The organism is Thalassotalea litorea, assembly GCF_043642205.1.
GTDB classification, from domain to species: Bacteria; Pseudomonadota; Gammaproteobacteria; order Enterobacterales; family Alteromonadaceae; genus Thalassotalea_A; species Thalassotalea_A litorea.
In genome coordinates this window covers 15884-32534 of record NZ_JBHZSG010000028.1, presented here as the reverse complement: position 1 = coordinate 32534, position 16651 = coordinate 15884, and the positions used below count along the sequence as shown (strand labels likewise).

12 protein-coding genes are annotated in these 16651 nt (G+C 42.4%); 6 read left to right on the top strand and 6 right to left on the bottom strand.

Annotated features, from left to right (window positions below; all coding sequences use genetic code 11):
* Nucleotides 1–20 precede the first annotated feature (20 nt).
* Entirely contained in the window at nt 21–1505 is a 1485-nt protein-coding gene (locus ACHUFQ_RS12130) for a tyrosine-type recombinase/integrase (protein WP_394175910.1), read from the top strand.
* Nucleotides 1506–1751: 246 nt separating this feature from the next.
* Nucleotides 1752–2054 (top strand): hypothetical protein, encoded by a 303-nt coding sequence (locus tag ACHUFQ_RS12125; RefSeq protein WP_394175908.1) that lies wholly within the window; start codon nt 1752–1754, stop codon nt 2052–2054.
* A 448-nt stretch (nt 2055–2502) separates the two neighbouring features.
* Here ACHUFQ_RS12125 and ACHUFQ_RS12120 read toward each other — a convergent pair whose 3' ends face one another.
* From ACHUFQ_RS12120 to ACHUFQ_RS12105, 4 genes are all read right to left on the bottom strand, one after another.
* Nucleotides 2503–3627, bottom strand: coding sequence for a type 1 glutamine amidotransferase domain-containing protein (locus ACHUFQ_RS12120; RefSeq protein WP_394175906.1), 1125 nt, complete (start codon nt 3625–3627; stop codon nt 2503–2505).
* Nucleotides 3628–3993: 366 nt separating this feature from the next.
* On the bottom strand, nt 3994–5265 hold the full coding sequence (locus tag ACHUFQ_RS12115) for a sensor histidine kinase (RefSeq protein WP_394175904.1): 1272 nt from the start codon (nt 5263–5265) through the stop codon (nt 3994–3996).
* Between the two features lie 6 nt (nt 5266–5271).
* On the bottom strand, nt 5272–5961 hold the full coding sequence (locus ACHUFQ_RS12110; RefSeq protein ID WP_394175902.1) for a response regulator transcription factor: 690 nt from the start codon (nt 5959–5961) through the stop codon (nt 5272–5274).
* Between the two features lie 215 nt (nt 5962–6176).
* Nucleotides 6177–6590, bottom strand: coding sequence for a hypothetical protein (locus ACHUFQ_RS12105; RefSeq protein ID WP_394175900.1), 414 nt, complete (start codon nt 6588–6590; stop codon nt 6177–6179).
* A 175-nt stretch (nt 6591–6765) separates the two neighbouring features.
* Here ACHUFQ_RS12105 and ACHUFQ_RS12100 point away from each other — a divergent pair, with 175 nt between their 5' ends.
* Nucleotides 6766–8388, top strand: coding sequence for a diacylglycerol kinase family protein (locus tag ACHUFQ_RS12100; protein ID WP_394175899.1), 1623 nt, complete (start codon nt 6766–6768; stop codon nt 8386–8388).
* Nucleotides 8389–8540: 152 nt separating this feature from the next.
* On the opposite strand, the gene glpQ is transcribed toward ACHUFQ_RS12100, so the two are convergent.
* Both glpQ and ACHUFQ_RS12090 read right to left on the bottom strand, forming a co-directional pair.
* Entirely contained in the window at nt 8541–9614 is a 1074-nt protein-coding gene (gene glpQ, locus ACHUFQ_RS12095) for a glycerophosphodiester phosphodiesterase (RefSeq protein WP_394175939.1), read from the bottom strand.
* A 182-nt stretch (nt 9615–9796) separates the two neighbouring features.
* On the bottom strand, nt 9797–11689 hold the full coding sequence (locus ACHUFQ_RS12090; protein WP_394175897.1) for a tetratricopeptide repeat-containing sulfotransferase family protein: 1893 nt from the start codon (nt 11687–11689) through the stop codon (nt 9797–9799).
* Between the two features lie 200 nt (nt 11690–11889).
* On the opposite strand from ACHUFQ_RS12090, the gene ACHUFQ_RS12085 reads away from it, so the two are divergent.
* The 3 genes from ACHUFQ_RS12085 to ACHUFQ_RS12075 all read left to right on the top strand — a co-directional run bounded on the left by ACHUFQ_RS12085 (nt 11890) and on the right by ACHUFQ_RS12075 (nt 16619).
* Entirely contained in the window at nt 11890–14190 is a 2301-nt protein-coding gene (locus ACHUFQ_RS12085) for a TonB-dependent receptor (protein ID WP_394175895.1), read from the top strand.
* A gap of 335 nt (nt 14191–14525) precedes the next feature.
* Complete coding sequence (locus ACHUFQ_RS12080; RefSeq protein ID WP_394175893.1) at nt 14526–15842, top strand: APC family permease; 1317 nt, start codon at nt 14526–14528, stop codon at nt 15840–15842.
* 15 nt (nt 15843–15857) lie between these two features.
* Complete coding sequence (locus tag ACHUFQ_RS12075; RefSeq protein WP_394175891.1) at nt 15858–16619, top strand: dimethylarginine dimethylaminohydrolase family protein; 762 nt, start codon at nt 15858–15860, stop codon at nt 16617–16619.
* Nucleotides 16620–16651 lie beyond the last annotated feature (32 nt).

Below are 16651 nucleotides of genomic sequence, written 5' to 3'. Positions count from 1 at the left end.
CGATGAAAAATTATTGATTTATGTTGTCAGAATTTCCTAATAAAAATATGAATGCCAATGAAGTTGTTGCCAACTTTGCGGCTACACCGGATCTTAAGTTATCAATGACTGAGATAAAATTATTGAAAAAATGCCTGAATATTAAACATCTTGAGGCGCACGGAGCTGGGTTTCGATTTGTACGAAAATTCGTGAAGTATCGGCCACAACCTTTTAAGTTCAGCGTCAGAGGCGGGTTTACCTATCAAGGGATACTAGTAGCGAAAGCGGATGCAGAGGAGTTGAAACGACTCAGCTATGATCAGCTTCTGGATAAAGAGCTTTTAGTGAGTTCAATTTACTTTGGGCAAGTGATTGATGAGTACAATAATTTTGACGGAAGCGGACTTGAAGAAAATACAACGAAGACTTATGAACGCGACTGCAAAAGACTGTACAAAGCATTTGGAACATTTTTAATTCAAGACATTAATCATAATCTCGTGGAGGAATGGGTGTATTCCTCTAAACTAGATGCTGATGGGATTCAGGAAGTTTTAAGACATTTGGGCAAGATCCTGGATCTTGCCTTGAGACAAGGGTATCTCAGAAAACACAATATAGATATCAATGATCTTAGACTTAAGGTAAGGCGAAAGGATATTAGGTCGAATAATGGGTTAACTCATCACTCTCAAGAAGAAGTAAATTGCTTGGCGTCTTTAGATCCAAAAATCGTTTCATCACATGGATTAACCGCAGTTTGGGCAATGGAAAACCTGAGAACTAAAAACAGTGGTAGTCGGGTAGGCGAGGCAATTTCGATGGCGACAGCTGATTTCAGTTATGTGGGAAAACAGCTCAAAGGCAATGTCAGAAGGTCTAAGTCTAACAACTATTACAAAACGCCTAAAATAGCCAAAGGGGATGTTTCTAGCTTTGACATCTTGCCGTCTAATAAAAAATGGCTGGATATGTTAGTGAAAGACTCTGATCAGTACATGGAACACGAAATTGAGATCTTCGAGAAGAGGCAACTTGTGCGGAAAGAGCAAGTGAAATTCTTAATGAACAATCCGAAAACCGGATTACCTTATACTGAGCAACAATATCGGAGGGCCGTTAAAAAGCTACAGGCTCTTGCCGGTATTTCCAATGTATTGCCACCTAGAAACTCTAGAACAACCTTTGCGACAAATAGCTGTGAAATGGGGGTTTCAGAGACCATGGTGGCTAATCAACTAACTCATGCTAGTGCTCAAACCACAAAAACTCATTATATAAAGGCTAAACATAAAAACACAGAAGATGAAATTAATAGAGCGGACAAAGCATTGGTTAAAGCAACCGGACGTTCTCAACGTGAAGTTATTACCACACGGACTCGCGAGGTTGTGAAAAAACTGTTTTCAGGGCTATTATCTCAAGACGAAAGCTCGTATGAGAACTCAGAGTTCGAAAAATTTGCCCGGAACAAATTTTCACGCGCTCGAGCGCTAGCAGGGGCAAATATAAGACGTATTTAATAAATCCCTCCGTTGCAATCATTTATTGCACCCATAGAATGATTGCATATACGACATTCTTATCGATAATTGCCATTTTTTAGCAAGAAGCCCCAGTAAACACCGGGGCTTTTTCGTTTCGTGAACAAGAGTAAGGGGTAAATTACTCATCTGAGTAAAGTGTCTACTCTATTCCGCTTGAGTTGTCATATCATTCAAATCAACTAGTTTTTAGACATCGTTATTTGATTCAAGCATTAACAAGTTATGTCAAAGCCTAAGATTCGTAATTGTTCTATCGGTAAAAAATGCAGTCAGAAATGGAAGCAACTTACTGAAACCGAAGATTCTGATTTACGTTATTGTGGAGAGTGCGACAAAGGCGTTTACTTTTGTCATAGTCCAGAAGAACTGGCGATGCACATAATGGAAAACCACTGTGTTGCTATATCAAATGAAGTGCTTTATGTGTTAAGACCTGCAATAAAAATTGGATTGGAAGGTGATTTTGTAGGCGAACCGTCAACAAAAGTTTTGTACGAAATTGGTGAAAAAGACGACATTGAATAATTGTAGGAAGGGTTCGATTGAATTAAATGAATAAGCCTAGACTTTTTCGTTATCTGCAACGCATACCATTTGCAATGAAACTGTATGCGTTACAGTGACAGATAACGAAACGGCTCCAATTACAGTTTCTATAAAATAAATAATTAATTCTTTAGAAACCCTGAATACTGTATGATTTAAGCATCAGATTTAGCTGGGAACTTTTTGGGAACTTTTCCCAAAAAAATTGCCCTTTAACTAACTGCAACTACCCGTAAAACCCAATAAAAACGTTGCTTTTAGGCTGGGTTCTATCTTTCGAATCTCTCCGTCACCGCCATCTTCTACATCCATGTGATGTCGGCATACAAAACATCCATGTTTATAACCGCCATTATTCAGCAAAAAGCCCCGGTATTTACCGGGGCTTTTTCGTTTCTGTCTTAGGAGAGATTAGGGCCTGAATAAATTAGATGCCTAGTTTTTTTATGAGACTTTCTGGTGCTTGTTGCTCTGGAAAGTTTGCTAACCACCATGCGTATTCCTGTTTTGCCTGTTCAACGAAATCTAGCTCTAAATTAGCTGAAATCAGTGCGAGTTGGTATCTTGGTTGAAACTCGACAACATGTTCTCTTAGCTGCGCCATTAACTTTAGTTGGAACTGTTTTTGCTCAGGCGTTTTAGCGATTTGAAAAGCGTAATAACCGTATAACGCCATATAGTTATAATCAAAAGCATCTGGCTGTTTAGCGATTTCTACGTCGATTAGATTTAACCCTTCATTTTCAGCACGAGCTAATAAATCAAAGGTGGCCTCGTCTTTAAACAATGCGCGTGTTTTTGGTTTTAATCCTAATTTAAGCACCAGGGCATCGGCCGCTTTCGCTACCGACATCGGGTTTTGTGCGGTAATTAAATTTCCGTCTTGTTCCACGTATGGCAACATGGGTTTGTTCGAAACAAAATTAGCGCCACGTTTTTCCAACTCTGTTTGTACGATAAATGGATATAGCTCAATGTGTTCTTTTTTAAAGGCCTGATCTTCGGTAAGCGTAAAACTATTGACGGTTTTTCCTGCCACAAAGTAAGTGCCATCTTGTAGTTTTATATCAACCAGCGCTGCCGGGCCATGGCAAACCGCCGCTATCGGTTTGTCTTGTTCCGCAAAGTCCTGTATCAGGCTTTGTATGCCTTGGTGTCTGGGCAGGTCGAACATTGCGCCATCGCCACCAACAATGAACAAACCATCGTAGTGTTGTGTCTTGGCTTGTTCAGCTGACAGGGTATTCGCTAACTGGGTTAATGCCTGAGTGTTGTTTTTAAACTGCTGAATATACGGTAAGTCATCTTTGTTGGTTTTAACCAGTACCGCACCGCCTTGGGGGCTGACAATATCGATGTCGACGCCATTGTTAAACAAGGTCAGGTAACTTTGCGCTAATTCTTCCTGATCATAGCTAAGTGCTGGATTGCCTTGACTTGCATACCCAGAAATCACCAAAGCGACTTTTTTCTGTTTTGTAGTCTTGTCTGCGCTTGCGGCTGTTGCTATGCAACTAGCAAGCAGGAAAATAACCAATGATAAACTTCTCATTTTAATGTCTCCATTTTGATAATATTTAATACCAATACATAAAGTTTGTGCACAATTCAGAGTTAGGGGAGAGGTTCAGTTACAACATAGATTTCATTGATATAGTCATTCTATATTAATGAAATATAAGGCCGTAAATGGGCCTCTGGTTAACCCTTACGGGTGAGTTTTAAAGGCGTTTATCCTACGTTACTGATTTTGGCTGTTTTTGAGAGCGGAATACCATTCTCTGCAGTCAAAGCCTTGCCTAAAAGCCTTTGAATTCTCACTGAGTGAGCAATAATTTAATGTGATTGGTATTCGATATTAAAGTGAGAAGTGTCGTGCTTTTGTGAAGAAATCGGGCAGGCGCGATATATCGGTGGGCTATTTATCGAAATTTAATGTTAAAACAAAATGTTTTTCAGTCGCGGAAACCAATACCTGCCAACCACATACGTCACTAATGCGTTTCACTATACTCAAGCCATGGCCAATACCCTGGCTGTTTTGGCCTTTTTCGCCGCTTTTTAAAAGCTCGGTTGGTGGCGTCTGGTGATAGGCGTTGGTAAAAGTGATGTCGTGGCTGGTGATTTTTATCGTTACCGATTTTCCCGATGTATAGTGCACGATATTTGACAAAACATTGTTAAACAATATCGATACGAGATTCTCATTAATGGTTTGATAAACGTCTTGCTCGGCTTCTATTTCAAACTCGATATCCTGTCCTTTTGAACTTAAATTGACGTCTGAATTTTGTAATAAGCACTGTTCTAACAGTTGCGTCAGGTTAGTGTTGCTTAGTTTGGTAGATTCATTTCTTGCTAAAGCGAGTAAGATTTCGGTGGTTTGTTCTAACCGGAGATTGGCGTCATGTAATGTTTGCCAGTCGCTCTGTGACACTTTAGAAAAAGGCTTTGCTAAAAGGTTTTTCGCAATGGTAACCGGCGTTCTGATTTCGTGGCTCACATCTTTGGTAAAGTTGGCTTCTCTGGCCCAGGCTTGAACCAGGCGCTCAAAAGCATCTTTAATTCGGGCTGCCAAGGTGCCAATTTCGTTATTCGGGTAGTGGCCTTGAACTTGAATGTCTTCAATGCGTTGGTGTTTACTTACTTGCTCGGCTAAGCGATTAAGCGGACGGGTGATTTTTCTGGCCTTAAAAATAGCGACAACGGCAACAACCAGACAACAACACAAACTTAATAACGCCAGCATCCATAAAATTCTCGGCAGAAAATCACGGCTGACTTCAAATCCAGCGACGTCTGCGGATAACACATAGGTTTGATTTTCGATGGTAAATAACTGCAAGTGAATGGTTCTGCCGTCGGGATAATCAAATTCAACCTTATCCGGCTTTTGTTGCTTTTCTTTCTTAAACTGTGGCGGTAATCCTTGCCAATTAAGGTGCAATGTCATGTAAGAGGAGCGAGGCTGAACTATCTCACCAGTGGCTTTGTTAACTTCTTGAATATATGCCGCTTCATCCATTACCTGACGATTAAAAATATTGTCTTCCACCACCCATGAATAAATTAATAAAAGTGTGCTGTAAAACAGGGTAATGATCAGCACAACAGATACCAGCAACTTACTGATGGCGGTGTTTATCGATCCACTCTTTGCGGTTAGGGCTGGTTTATTGATTGGCTTCATAGATTTCTATTCGTTAATGACCAGCTTAAAGCCGATACCATGCACGGTTTTGATCATCGCTTGTTCGAACGGTTTATCGACGCCATTTCTTAGGGTGTAAATGTGGCTGCGTACCGCGTCGGTTTCCGGGGCATCGTCTCCCCATACTTTTTGAACCAACTCTCTTTTGCTAACCGCATTAGGATAAGCCATAACCAGAATTTCTAAAATGGTAAAATCCGTTTGCGATAACGAGATAGCCTGGCCCTGGCGCTGAACCGTTTTTTGCCCGGTGTCCAATGTTAGCTCGCCTACGGAGGTGATTTTTTCTTGATGGAGTTTCACTCTCCGACTTAGCGCTAAGCAGCGCATGTACACTTCTTCTAACGCAAAGGGTTTGGTTAGGTAGTCATCGGCGCCTTTTTCAAAACCTTGTAATTTATCGTTTAGGCTGTCTCGAGCGGTCAACATCAGAACCGGCAAGTGATGTTTCGCATGGTTTTTCAATTGCCCACACAAATCGTATCCATCAGCATCAGGCAGCATTAAATCTAAAATAACCAAGTCAAACACATTGTTTTGTATCAGGTTCAATGCCACTTTACCGCTCGCGGCATAATCGACCAAAACGCCTTTTTGTTCCAGGTAAGTGACAATCTGATTGGCAATCTCTTGATTGTCCTCAACCAGCAAGACGGATAGCTTGTTTGTTGACATCATAGGCTCCTTAATGATGCTTTACGTGCGACATATACATTTTTCTGTGGCGGCGTATTCATCTCGTGTTGACGATTCCCCGCAGGCATTAAGGTAAACCTAAGCGTTAATTCAAGTGGAGTAAACCTTCACCAGTCAGTGTTGTTTATCGTGGCCAGGTGAGCTAAAACTGAAACCACAACTATAACCTGAACAATACTTTTGCAGTGCCAGGGTTACCAATACTCTCTAACGAGTGTGATTTTACCTTGTTTGAACTCGAACAAGCGCATTAATGGCCGCTCGTCGATGTCTGTTTTACCATTGTTGACCGTTGTCGAGATAAAGGCCACGGTTATCGCGTCAGAACCAACAACTTTTGTGGTTATGACGGAATCCATCGCATCTACAACTCCTAAATATCGAGATAAACCCTCGATAAATTGCACCTTGGTTAAGTCAGCATTGAAATTCGGGTGTTGATAACGCATGTCATCCCCAAGCAATGCGGCAACCTTATCGATATCTTTTTGAGATGCGCCTTTTACTTTGGTCGCATCCGTCAATTGGATAAATTTTTCTGCCAACTCAATATTTTCTGCGAATGATACAAACGGTAAAAATATAAATAATGCCAAGAGTTTATACATGGTTTTCCTTGATCGTATAACGATTGCTATACATTAACCGAAAAAGTGTCGTAATTTTGTGAAGCTTGCACTTTTTGTCATGATGATCAGCAAACAAGAGGTATATGTTTTTTTTAAGTCCAACAACTTTGAATTAGACTTAACAGGAATGATAACCATAACGGGTGGCTAAAACGTGTTCATTATTAAATATTACGTATTGGTGTGCCTGGTCGCTTTTGTACTTTTGTTTTCAGTTGAAAACACACTTTTAAGGCTGATTTTCTTCTGGATTGCGACATCTATGATGCTTGTCTGCATTGCATATTATCTCGATATACCAACCATTTTTAGGAAAAAGCAGGATGGAAAAATATCAGTATGGATACGCTGGGCTTTTTTACCTTTTTTGATTGCGGTCAGGTTTTACAATTGGCTTGTTATTCGTCGCGACAAGGTTGAGCCTATTCAACAAATTAGCGATAACCTTTACCTCTCTCGTCGGCTTTTTAAATCGGACGTTGATTTTTTGGCACGCAAAAACATCACTTGTATTGTTGATGTAACCGCTGAGTTTGTTGGCATTGAAGGGGCGATGACGGAGGATAAGTTTGATTACCTGAATGTGCCCGTATTGGATCATAAAGCTCCGTCACTTCATCGGCTCAGACACGCAATTAACTGGATGGATACTCATATTTCTATGGGAAATTCAGTCGTAGTTCATTGTGCATTAGGACGTGGGCGTTCGGTATTTGTGGTTGCGGCTTACTTATTGAGCAAAGATCCTTCTCTTAATGTTGAACAAGTGATGGAGGAAATCAATCAAATTCGCAGTGTCGCGCGCTTGAATAACACTCAATTGAAAGTGCTATCGGCAATCAAACGTAAAAAGCAGTTACACCTGCCTGCACCGGCATGGCTTATCGCAAACCCCATTGCCGGTGGAGGAAAATGGCAAAGTGAATCAGAATTTATTCTCAGAGAATTAACCAAACGCTACCGATTCAAGGTAATGGTAACCTCGAAACAGGTCTCGGCATCTCAATTTGCCGCTGAGGCTGCGACCGAGGATATAAAGGTAGTAATTGCCTGTGGCGGTGATGGTACTGTATGTGAGGTGGCACAAAAGTTGGTGAACACCGATGTTAGGCTAGGGGTTGTTCCCTGTGGTAAAGCTAACGCTCTTAGTCATGTCCTTTACGGACTAAGTGCAAAAGTAACGCCCATCTCCAGAGCATGTGAAATTATTCTGGAGGATAATATTAAGGAGATTGATACAGCCATATGCAATGAGCACCTGATGCTCTTGGTGGTCGGTCTCGGTATTGAACAGAGAATGATCGAATATGCTAATCGGAAACAGAAGGATAAGCAGGGGCAGATGGCTTATCTAGCTGGATTCTTAAATAACGCTGTCAGCGATAAAACTCTTTCAGTAATCATGGAACTTGATAATAAAGAATCTATGGAGCTTGAAATTCACAGTTTGGCAATTGCTAATACCGCACCGTTTACTACGTTATTAGCGCAGGGCGGTGAGGTGCCAAATGTTGACGACGGCAAGCTGCATATCACCTATCTAAAAGCTTCCGAATCGATGCCACAGCAATTATTAGCTTTGTCGGACTTGGCATTATCGAGTTTGGGAGTAAAACATGAAAGTGATATCTTTGAATACGCGCAAGCTTTCTGTGTGACAATCTTGCCAGCCTTTGAATCTGACCTTATCAATTATGTTGTTGACGGGGAGATGTATTCCGCCTCAAAGCTGAATATTCGGTTGCAACCGAAATCGCTAAAAGTTTTTAGCGCGTGAGTGCTTTCAGAGCCGTATTTTGAAGCACCCAGTGCATCAAGGGTTTACCCGGGAGAATCTGCACATTTTGCTCAAATAATAAATTCATCACCCATGAATATTTTAAGCATGACCGCGTGAAATATTCAGTTATTGATTGCAAGGAGTAACAGTTACCTGTTATCCCGGTAGTGAGCACTGATGTCCGGATAATCGGTAAAAATACCGTCGACACTTAATTCTGTAAAGAATAGCTGATGCAACTGCTTAAAGCTGCTGGTGCAGTTTGGAATTTTATCACGCCGAAAAGTGAAGGCATGAACCATGAGACCATAATTCTGAGCTTGCTCGATCCAGCGTTTCCCTCCCTGATACGAACAATCTTCAGAAAATACGTGTTTAACATTGATACCAATGCCTTGGGCGTAACTGGCGATTTCCCGTAAGCCTTCGTCTTCTAACATGCGTTGGTAATTAAAGGGCTGGGCTTTACCATTGGTATTTTGAAAGGCCTGTTGCCAGCCGTTTTCTCCGATTAGCTGCACAATAGGGATATGCCAATTTGCCTTATCGAGTTTCGCCTTAAGAGCGGTTAACGCCTTAGCATCAAAGCTTTGCAGGATAATTGGTGTGTTGGCTAATAGCGATTGTGCATCGATAAGCTGATTAAAAAGGTGGGTGCTGATGTCTTTGCCATGTTCGGAGTGAAGTTGTGGCGCTTTTATTTCAATATACAGGCCAACCGGCGTTTCTCGGTTGACATTCAACCTTTGGATAAAGTCGATTTCTTCTTTAAATGTTGGGATTTTCATCGATTTCGCAGAGGCGGCTGCGGCAAATGTGCTAAAGCGAAATCTTGGCAGTTTCCTGCCATTGTCAAGGTACTCAAGCTGACGGATCTCATTGAGGGTAAAGTCGATGACATAATAATTATTATCCGCGCGTTTTTTATCAGGGAACTTATCGGCGACGTTGGTTTTGTCTTGTAACGTCAGGTCGTGAAAAACAATGAGATGATTGTCCTTGGTCATCACCAAATCCTGCTCGACAAAGTCGGCCTTCATGGCGTGGGCGAGCGCTTTGCTGGCGAGCGTATGCTCGGGTAAATAACCGCTGGCACCACGATGTGCAATGATCACCGGCTTATGACTCGTGCCTGCCGCGTATACTGGCTTTGTGTGTTGTATCCAAATGAGTGCTACAACTAGACAAATGGTGCAATACATCGCGGATAACTTACCAATCATAATACTCAAAGGCCATTAATTGTGAGCGTTTAATACACTCTGTCAGAGCATAAAATAACGTCTTTAAAGCTAGGCGAAATATACGGATTACGACAGTTTTGAATGAATATATCGGTACTATTTATTGTTTAGGTAATATGAACTCCACGAGGTATTTACAGAAAAGATAAGCAGTAATGAGCCTATTGGTAAGGTTCCTGACTTTTGTTTTTATCTAAAACCATAGAAATTCGTTGTTGATGACTTATTTCAAGTGGCGCTAACGGGGTGGTCAGTTTTTCAATATAAGGAGCAAATGTTTGCCACTTGCCAATGGAATTGGTGGAAATTGGTTGCCTGACTTGCTCACTGCTTGGCGTTCGTACTAGCCGTGCATTATTTTGCGGATGAAAACATGCGTCATCGATATCAAGACCTAACTGAGTTAATAGCATTGTAATTTGCTTTTTCGGCTGACAGGCTAAATTTTCATAAACCAGCTCTTTACAGGTTTCAGGCAATTGAGTTAACCAATGCACAGTTAGCTGGTGACATTGCTGATAATGCTCTGCTAATGCGTTTAACGTATCTGAATAGGCCTGGCTTTCCAAAGGGTGTTGATAAATTGACAGGCAGTTATCAAGAGGAGAACGTCTGCAAATAACCACCTTGCTGCTGGGAAACATCTCATTAATAAAACCGATGTAAAACAAATTGTTGGGACTGGCATCGACGATACACTTATCAGTCGGAAAACGTCGCATGCGGCATTGGTGTTCGATCAATTCTTGTTTTCTTTCTATGGATAGGTCGTAAACGCCCAGATAGTAGGGTTTACCTGTTAAGCGCTCTACATGTGTTGCGAGTTGACTGACCAGCCCAGATTCACCGATGGCAAAGGTATTGTGATGTCCTGCTAAAATCTGCTCCGTCAATGTTGTTCCCGAGCGAGGTAATCCGGTGATGAATACAAAATCTGGCGTTTCCATTTTTCTGCGGGATTCGACCATCTGATTCGTTATCGGCATTTGTTTTAACTTGACAAAAGGGCGGGGCTTTACGTTGGACGTATTGCGATGCAGTGCAAAGCACTGTCTCGCCTTTTTAAGAGACTCGAAAGATTTTTGGTACTGTTTATCGCCCTCGTAATATTTTGCACAGGCAAATTGTAACCAATAGAGATCCGGATGCCCGTCATGTTTGCGCGCGAGTTCCAGCATACTCTTGGCTTGCTGGCCACTAAACATATACTTAGGGGAATAAGCCAAATGAAAATAGGCTTCAAACCAATTTTTATGGATATGAATGGCACTTAGAAAGTGATTTTGGCTTAGTGTTGTCTGGCCGAGTTCTTTATATAAAAGGGCGAGATTAAAATGTATCTCGGCATTATTGTTATTTTGCTTAAGCGCAGACAAATAATAATCCGTGGCTTCGGCAATATTTTCTGATTTCTTTGCAATTACCGCGAGTAGATTATAAACCTTATCCAGTAATTTAGATTGTTGCAATAATGGCCGTAACTGCGATTTCGCCCGCTCAGGCTCTCCTAATTTATACCAGCACTCAGAGATCCCCAGATGCAGTTCCACTCTATTCGGAAATGCAATAAGCAGCTGTTTAAAACCTTGCTTCGCAACCTCAAAATGACCAATTTTAAGGTTTAATAAGGCGATATTTTCTACAATGCCCGGATGATTAGGTGCTAGACGCTGAGCTTTTTGCAGATATTGCAGGGCTAAATCGAATTTACCGACTATCCGATACAAATTGCCAAGCGAATTTAATACATCGATATTATCTGCAGAAAGCCTTTCACATATTTTAAATGATGCAATCGCCGAATCATATTGGTGAGCTTGCGCCTCACAGATAGCCAGATTGACTCGAGACTTCAGGTGGGTGGGATTAACGTCAACCGCTTTGCTAAAGCAGAGTGTCGCTCGCTCAGTCATCGCCTCTTTTTGATAGCACAGCCCTAATAAATTTAACCCATCAACGCAATCTGGTGATGTTTTTAAATACTGTTGTAGAGACTTTTTACTTTGCTGCACATCACCTCGATGTATGGCCGACAAAATTGCTTTTAAATTCATATCTTTGAATCTTTTTGTGACTTCGGAGTCAGTTATTTGCCTTACTTTCATTTATCAATGATGCTCTATTTATAAAGGGGTTGTCTATAGGTTAAATTATTTTGCGTAAGACTTTATGATTTGCTGTTGACTAAAAAATGAATTCGAAGTACAAAATTAAACCAAGTCGTTAAATTAATAACAATAACAAAGGAGAATACATGGAGCGTTCACGATTTAAGTTACATGCGCTGTCGGTCGGCATCATTTCAGCCTTGAGTATGAACGCGTTTGCTGAAGAGCAAATTGCTGAAGTTGATGACGAGATTGAACAAATTGTTGTAACAGCGACAAAACGTAATGCTGCTGTGCAAGATGTTTCTGTTGCCGTAACAGCCCTTGACGCCGAGGCCATTAAAAGAGCGGGTATTGAAGATATTACCCGTTTAGAACATGTTGTACCTGGCATGAAGTTTGGTCAGTCCGGTAATGAAGTGCGTCTTGCGCTTCGGGGAACCCGAACCAATAACGTTGGTACCGAAGCTGAACAGGTTGTCGGTATTTTTGAAGACGGTGTTTATGTCGCTACCACCACTCAGGCCCTTGGCGCCTATGTTGATGTTGACCGAATCGAGGTGTTACGTGGGCCGCAAGGCACGCTATACGGTCGCAATACCTTTGGTGGAACCATCAATATTCACACTCGAAAGCCAAATTTTGATGAAGTTGAAGGGTATCTTAATGCCGTAGTCGGTTCCTATGATCGTCTGCGTTATGAAGGCGCGATCAATATTCCAATTGGTGATACTTTCGCCGCGCGGTTTGCGGTAATGGGTGATAGCCATGATGGTTACATCGAAAATACTTACGTGGATGGTACTAGTGACGATCTGAGCGATAAGGATATTGACTATTTTCGCGGTGCATTTCGTTGGTCGCCAGTAGAAGAGCTGGACGTTACATTGCGTTTAGGTACGTCAACCTCTAAAGGCAATGGTAATGCGATTTGGGGGTATCAACAAATCGGTGGTTACATCGATGGGATGTATTCACCAGGTCATCTGTACTCTGATGCGTACGAAGGTGCTTCTGAACCATCGGTATTTGACCAAGGCCCTTGGAAAGTGGCTCGTAATATGCAGTCAGGTGTAGATATCCAAACGGATTTTTATACTCTGAATGTGGAATATGATTTTGACTTTGCGACTTTGCAGTACACCGCAAACTTAACTGAATTTGATGGGGCACAATGGTACGATCCTGATTACACCGATGGTGCTGACCCGGTAAACAGTGGTTTTGTCGGCTGGACATCTACGCAGGATACCACCTCACACGAACTTCAGTTAATTTCCAATACGGATAACGCTCTGGAGTGGTTACTTGGTTTGTATTACTTCGAGCAGACAGCCAACTGGAACTGGTTGCAGTTAAATAACGATGAACTGGAAGTGCCTCACTGGGATCGCGATGGCGATTACATCAGTGATTCATTTGGTGCATTCGCGCATGTTACTTATGACCTTGATGAAGATAACCGTGTTGTCGGCGGTCTGCGTTATGCAGAAGACAGCAAACAACAGCGTGATCCTCTGGACTGGGACAATGCTGACTGGAGCGTATGGCCACCAGTCATTCCAGTTCTGTATGGACAGGGTGAGAAAAGCACCTGGGACAAGGTATTGTGGAAACTTGGCTATGAGCATGATCTAAATGATGATGTTATGGCATACGCGCAGGTATCCACGGGCTATCGTGCTGGTGGTATCAATGGTGCAGGCGGTAACGGCGTACCAGCATCTTATGATCCGGAAACCGTAACCGCATGGGAACTTGGTTATAAGAGTACCTGGTTGGATAACAGTCTGACTTTCAATGCCTCGGCTTATTATAATCAATACGAAGATATGCAGGCGCAGTCTTTCGTGCTGATCAATGGTAATGCCAGTGAATATACCGAAAATGGCGGTGAATTGGATGCAATGGGGCTTGAATTAGAACTGGCCTATCAGCCAGGTAATGGCCTGAACGTATCGGCGCAACTGGCATTAATGGATGCAGAATTTGGTGATTATAAAGTTTCCAAAGTCACGGGTCTTGGTGATATCAATGACAGGCAATCTGAGCCAAGTGATAGTCCGCTGATTAATCTAAGTGGTTGGCGCCCGGCTTTGGCCTCGGATCTGACGTTAGGATTTCAAGCCAGTTATGATTTCGATCTCGCCGATTTTGGTGTGATTCGCCCATACTTCCAGACTTCCTATGTCAGTGATTACTATGCCTCTGATTTTAATCTTGATGGCGTAAAACAAGACGGTTATACCAAATCTGATTTTCGTGTGATTTGGCAATCAGCCAGTGGTACTTTGGAAGCGCAGGCCTTTGTGTTGAATATTGAAGATGAAGCGGTGTTAAACCGAGTTGCGGTATTTAATCCGGGCGCAGCGCCTAATGTCGCATCGCTGCAAGCGAACTGGGGTAACCCTCGTACCTGGGGAGTTAGCGTCACCTACAACTTCTGATAAGTTGTCAAATATTCGTTTGTTAAACAGCCAGTCCGAATTCGGGCTGGCTTTTTTGTGAATAGTAGCAAGTGTATTGAAGGGATTATGTCCTTAGCTCATTCATAGTGTGGATTAAGTTAGCAAGCATCGATGACGTTGCTATACCATCCTGAAATATGCAAAGCTAAATGCGGCAATGACTAGGCAAAGCATAAAAACTACTGTAAATTCAATGGACAAGTATGGCTTTTGATTAGCTTCTTCTGTTTGTACACAGATATCTTCGCTCGTTGCTTTTGCCGTTGTTTCTTACGGTAATCATGCCTATAAAAATAATGATTAGAAAAATAATAATGAATTCATTTGTTCATAATACCGAAGGTCAAAATACTGTAAGCCAAAGCGCTAGGAGTCTTGATACAAGCACCACAGGGCAAACCCACGCAACCAAGACCATTGGAATTTGGCGTTCTTGGGCGCTAGTTGCGGGGATGATGATAGGCTCGGGAATTTTAACCATGCCAGCCTTGCTAGCGCCGTATGGCAGTTATAGCTTTATTGCTTGGGCGGTAACTGGCTTTGGCGCGATATGCTTAGCGTTAAGTTATAGTTTTCTCTCTGCTCGCAAGCCGGGTTTAGGTGGTCCTTATTTTTATGTACAAGAAGCGTTTGGGCGCAAATTCGCCGGCATTGTGGCCTGGGGCTACTGGATATCTTTAGTTGCTTCGGTAGCAGCTCTGGCGTTGTCATTTACAGGCTATAGCAAAGCTTATCTGCCATTTATCGACAACAATTCATGGTACAGTGGCGTATTCGCGATTGCGATAATTCTTGTCTTTACGACGATTAATATTCGCGGCGTACGCGAGGCGAGTGCTGTACAACTGGTTACCACGGTGATTAAAATTTTGCCTCTGGTTGGTTTAGGCATTGCCGGCGCTATGTTTGGCGAGGTAAATAACATTCCAGCTCTGAATCCGGATAACGACACATTATTTAGTATGGTATCGGGATTATGTTTACTGGTGATGTTTGCCTTTATTGGGGTTGAATCGGCGACTTTACCATCGGAAGATACGATAGAACCGAAAAAAACCATTCCCCGAGCCTCGATTCTTGGTACGCTCACCGCCGCTGCCGTTTATATGATCGCGATGTTTGGATTGATGTCGATTATTCCTTTGACTGAGTTGCAACATTCCGCCTCGCCTTTTGCTGATGCAGCGCAAATCCTTGTCGGTAGTTCAGGTGCGGTAATTATTACGATTGGCGCACTATTTGCGATAAGTGGCACGTTAAACGTGTGTATTATGATCACCGGTACAATTATGAACGCTGGGGCGAGAGATGGCATGTTTCCTAAATATTTCAGCCAACAAAACGCCAAAGGAACACCCGTACGGGCGCTGTTATTTTCAAGCACTGTCGGGGTGATTTTATTGTCTTTTAATCACTATGAGTCACTGATCAAAAGTTATGAGTATTTGCTGATTATTGCCACATTCGCGGTCGTTATCGTATACCTTGCTACGGCGCTAGCGAGTATCAAACTGCAATGGCAAGATTATAAGCAACAGCAACCAATAAGTATTCTTCAGCTAACCATTGCCCTGTTGGCAGCGCTATTTTCACTCTTAGCGCTATTAGGCACATGGGTTGTATACCAATAAACATTAGGAGTAAATATGTTTACCAGAGCCATTGTCCGTAAACCTTGTAAAGCAATGCTAAGTGGACTTACCACCGCCAATATGGGGTTACCGGATTACGAATTAGCCTGTGAACAACATCAGGATTATATCAGCGCACTTAAGGAATGTGGTTTGCAGGTTACTGAATTGCCAGCGTTGGAAGCCTATCCAGATTCGTGTTTTGTCGAAGACGTTGCTCTGCTTACGCCTAATTGCGCCATTATTACCAATCCAGGCGCACAAAGCCGTAGAGGCGAGACCGAACACATTGAAGATGCCATCCAAGAATTTTATCCACAGTTGCTACGTATTGGTAGCAAAGGTCACGTGGAAGCGGGTGATATCATGATGGTTGGTAAACACTTTTATATTGGCCTCTCCGAACGCACCGATACCCATGGGGCCAGTCAGTTAATGGATATGTTGGCACTACATGGAATGACGGGTTCCATGGTGGCCATGTCTGAGCTTTTACACCTGAAAACCGGTTTAAGTTATTTGGAAAACAACAACCTGTTAACCTATGGCGAGATGCATACGCATCCCGATTTTGCTGATTTTAATCGGATTGAAATTGATGCGGATGAAGACTATGCCGCCAACTCGGTATGGATAAACGGCACGGTGTTAGTGCCCAAAGGCTTTCCTAAAGCGTTGCATAAAATTCAGCAGTTAGGCTACAAAACCCGGGAAGTGGACATGTCGGAATTTCAGAAGTTAGATGGCGGATTAAGCTGCTTGTCTCTGCGTTTTTAATTGACAAAATTGTTGAAAAAGCGCCGGCAGGG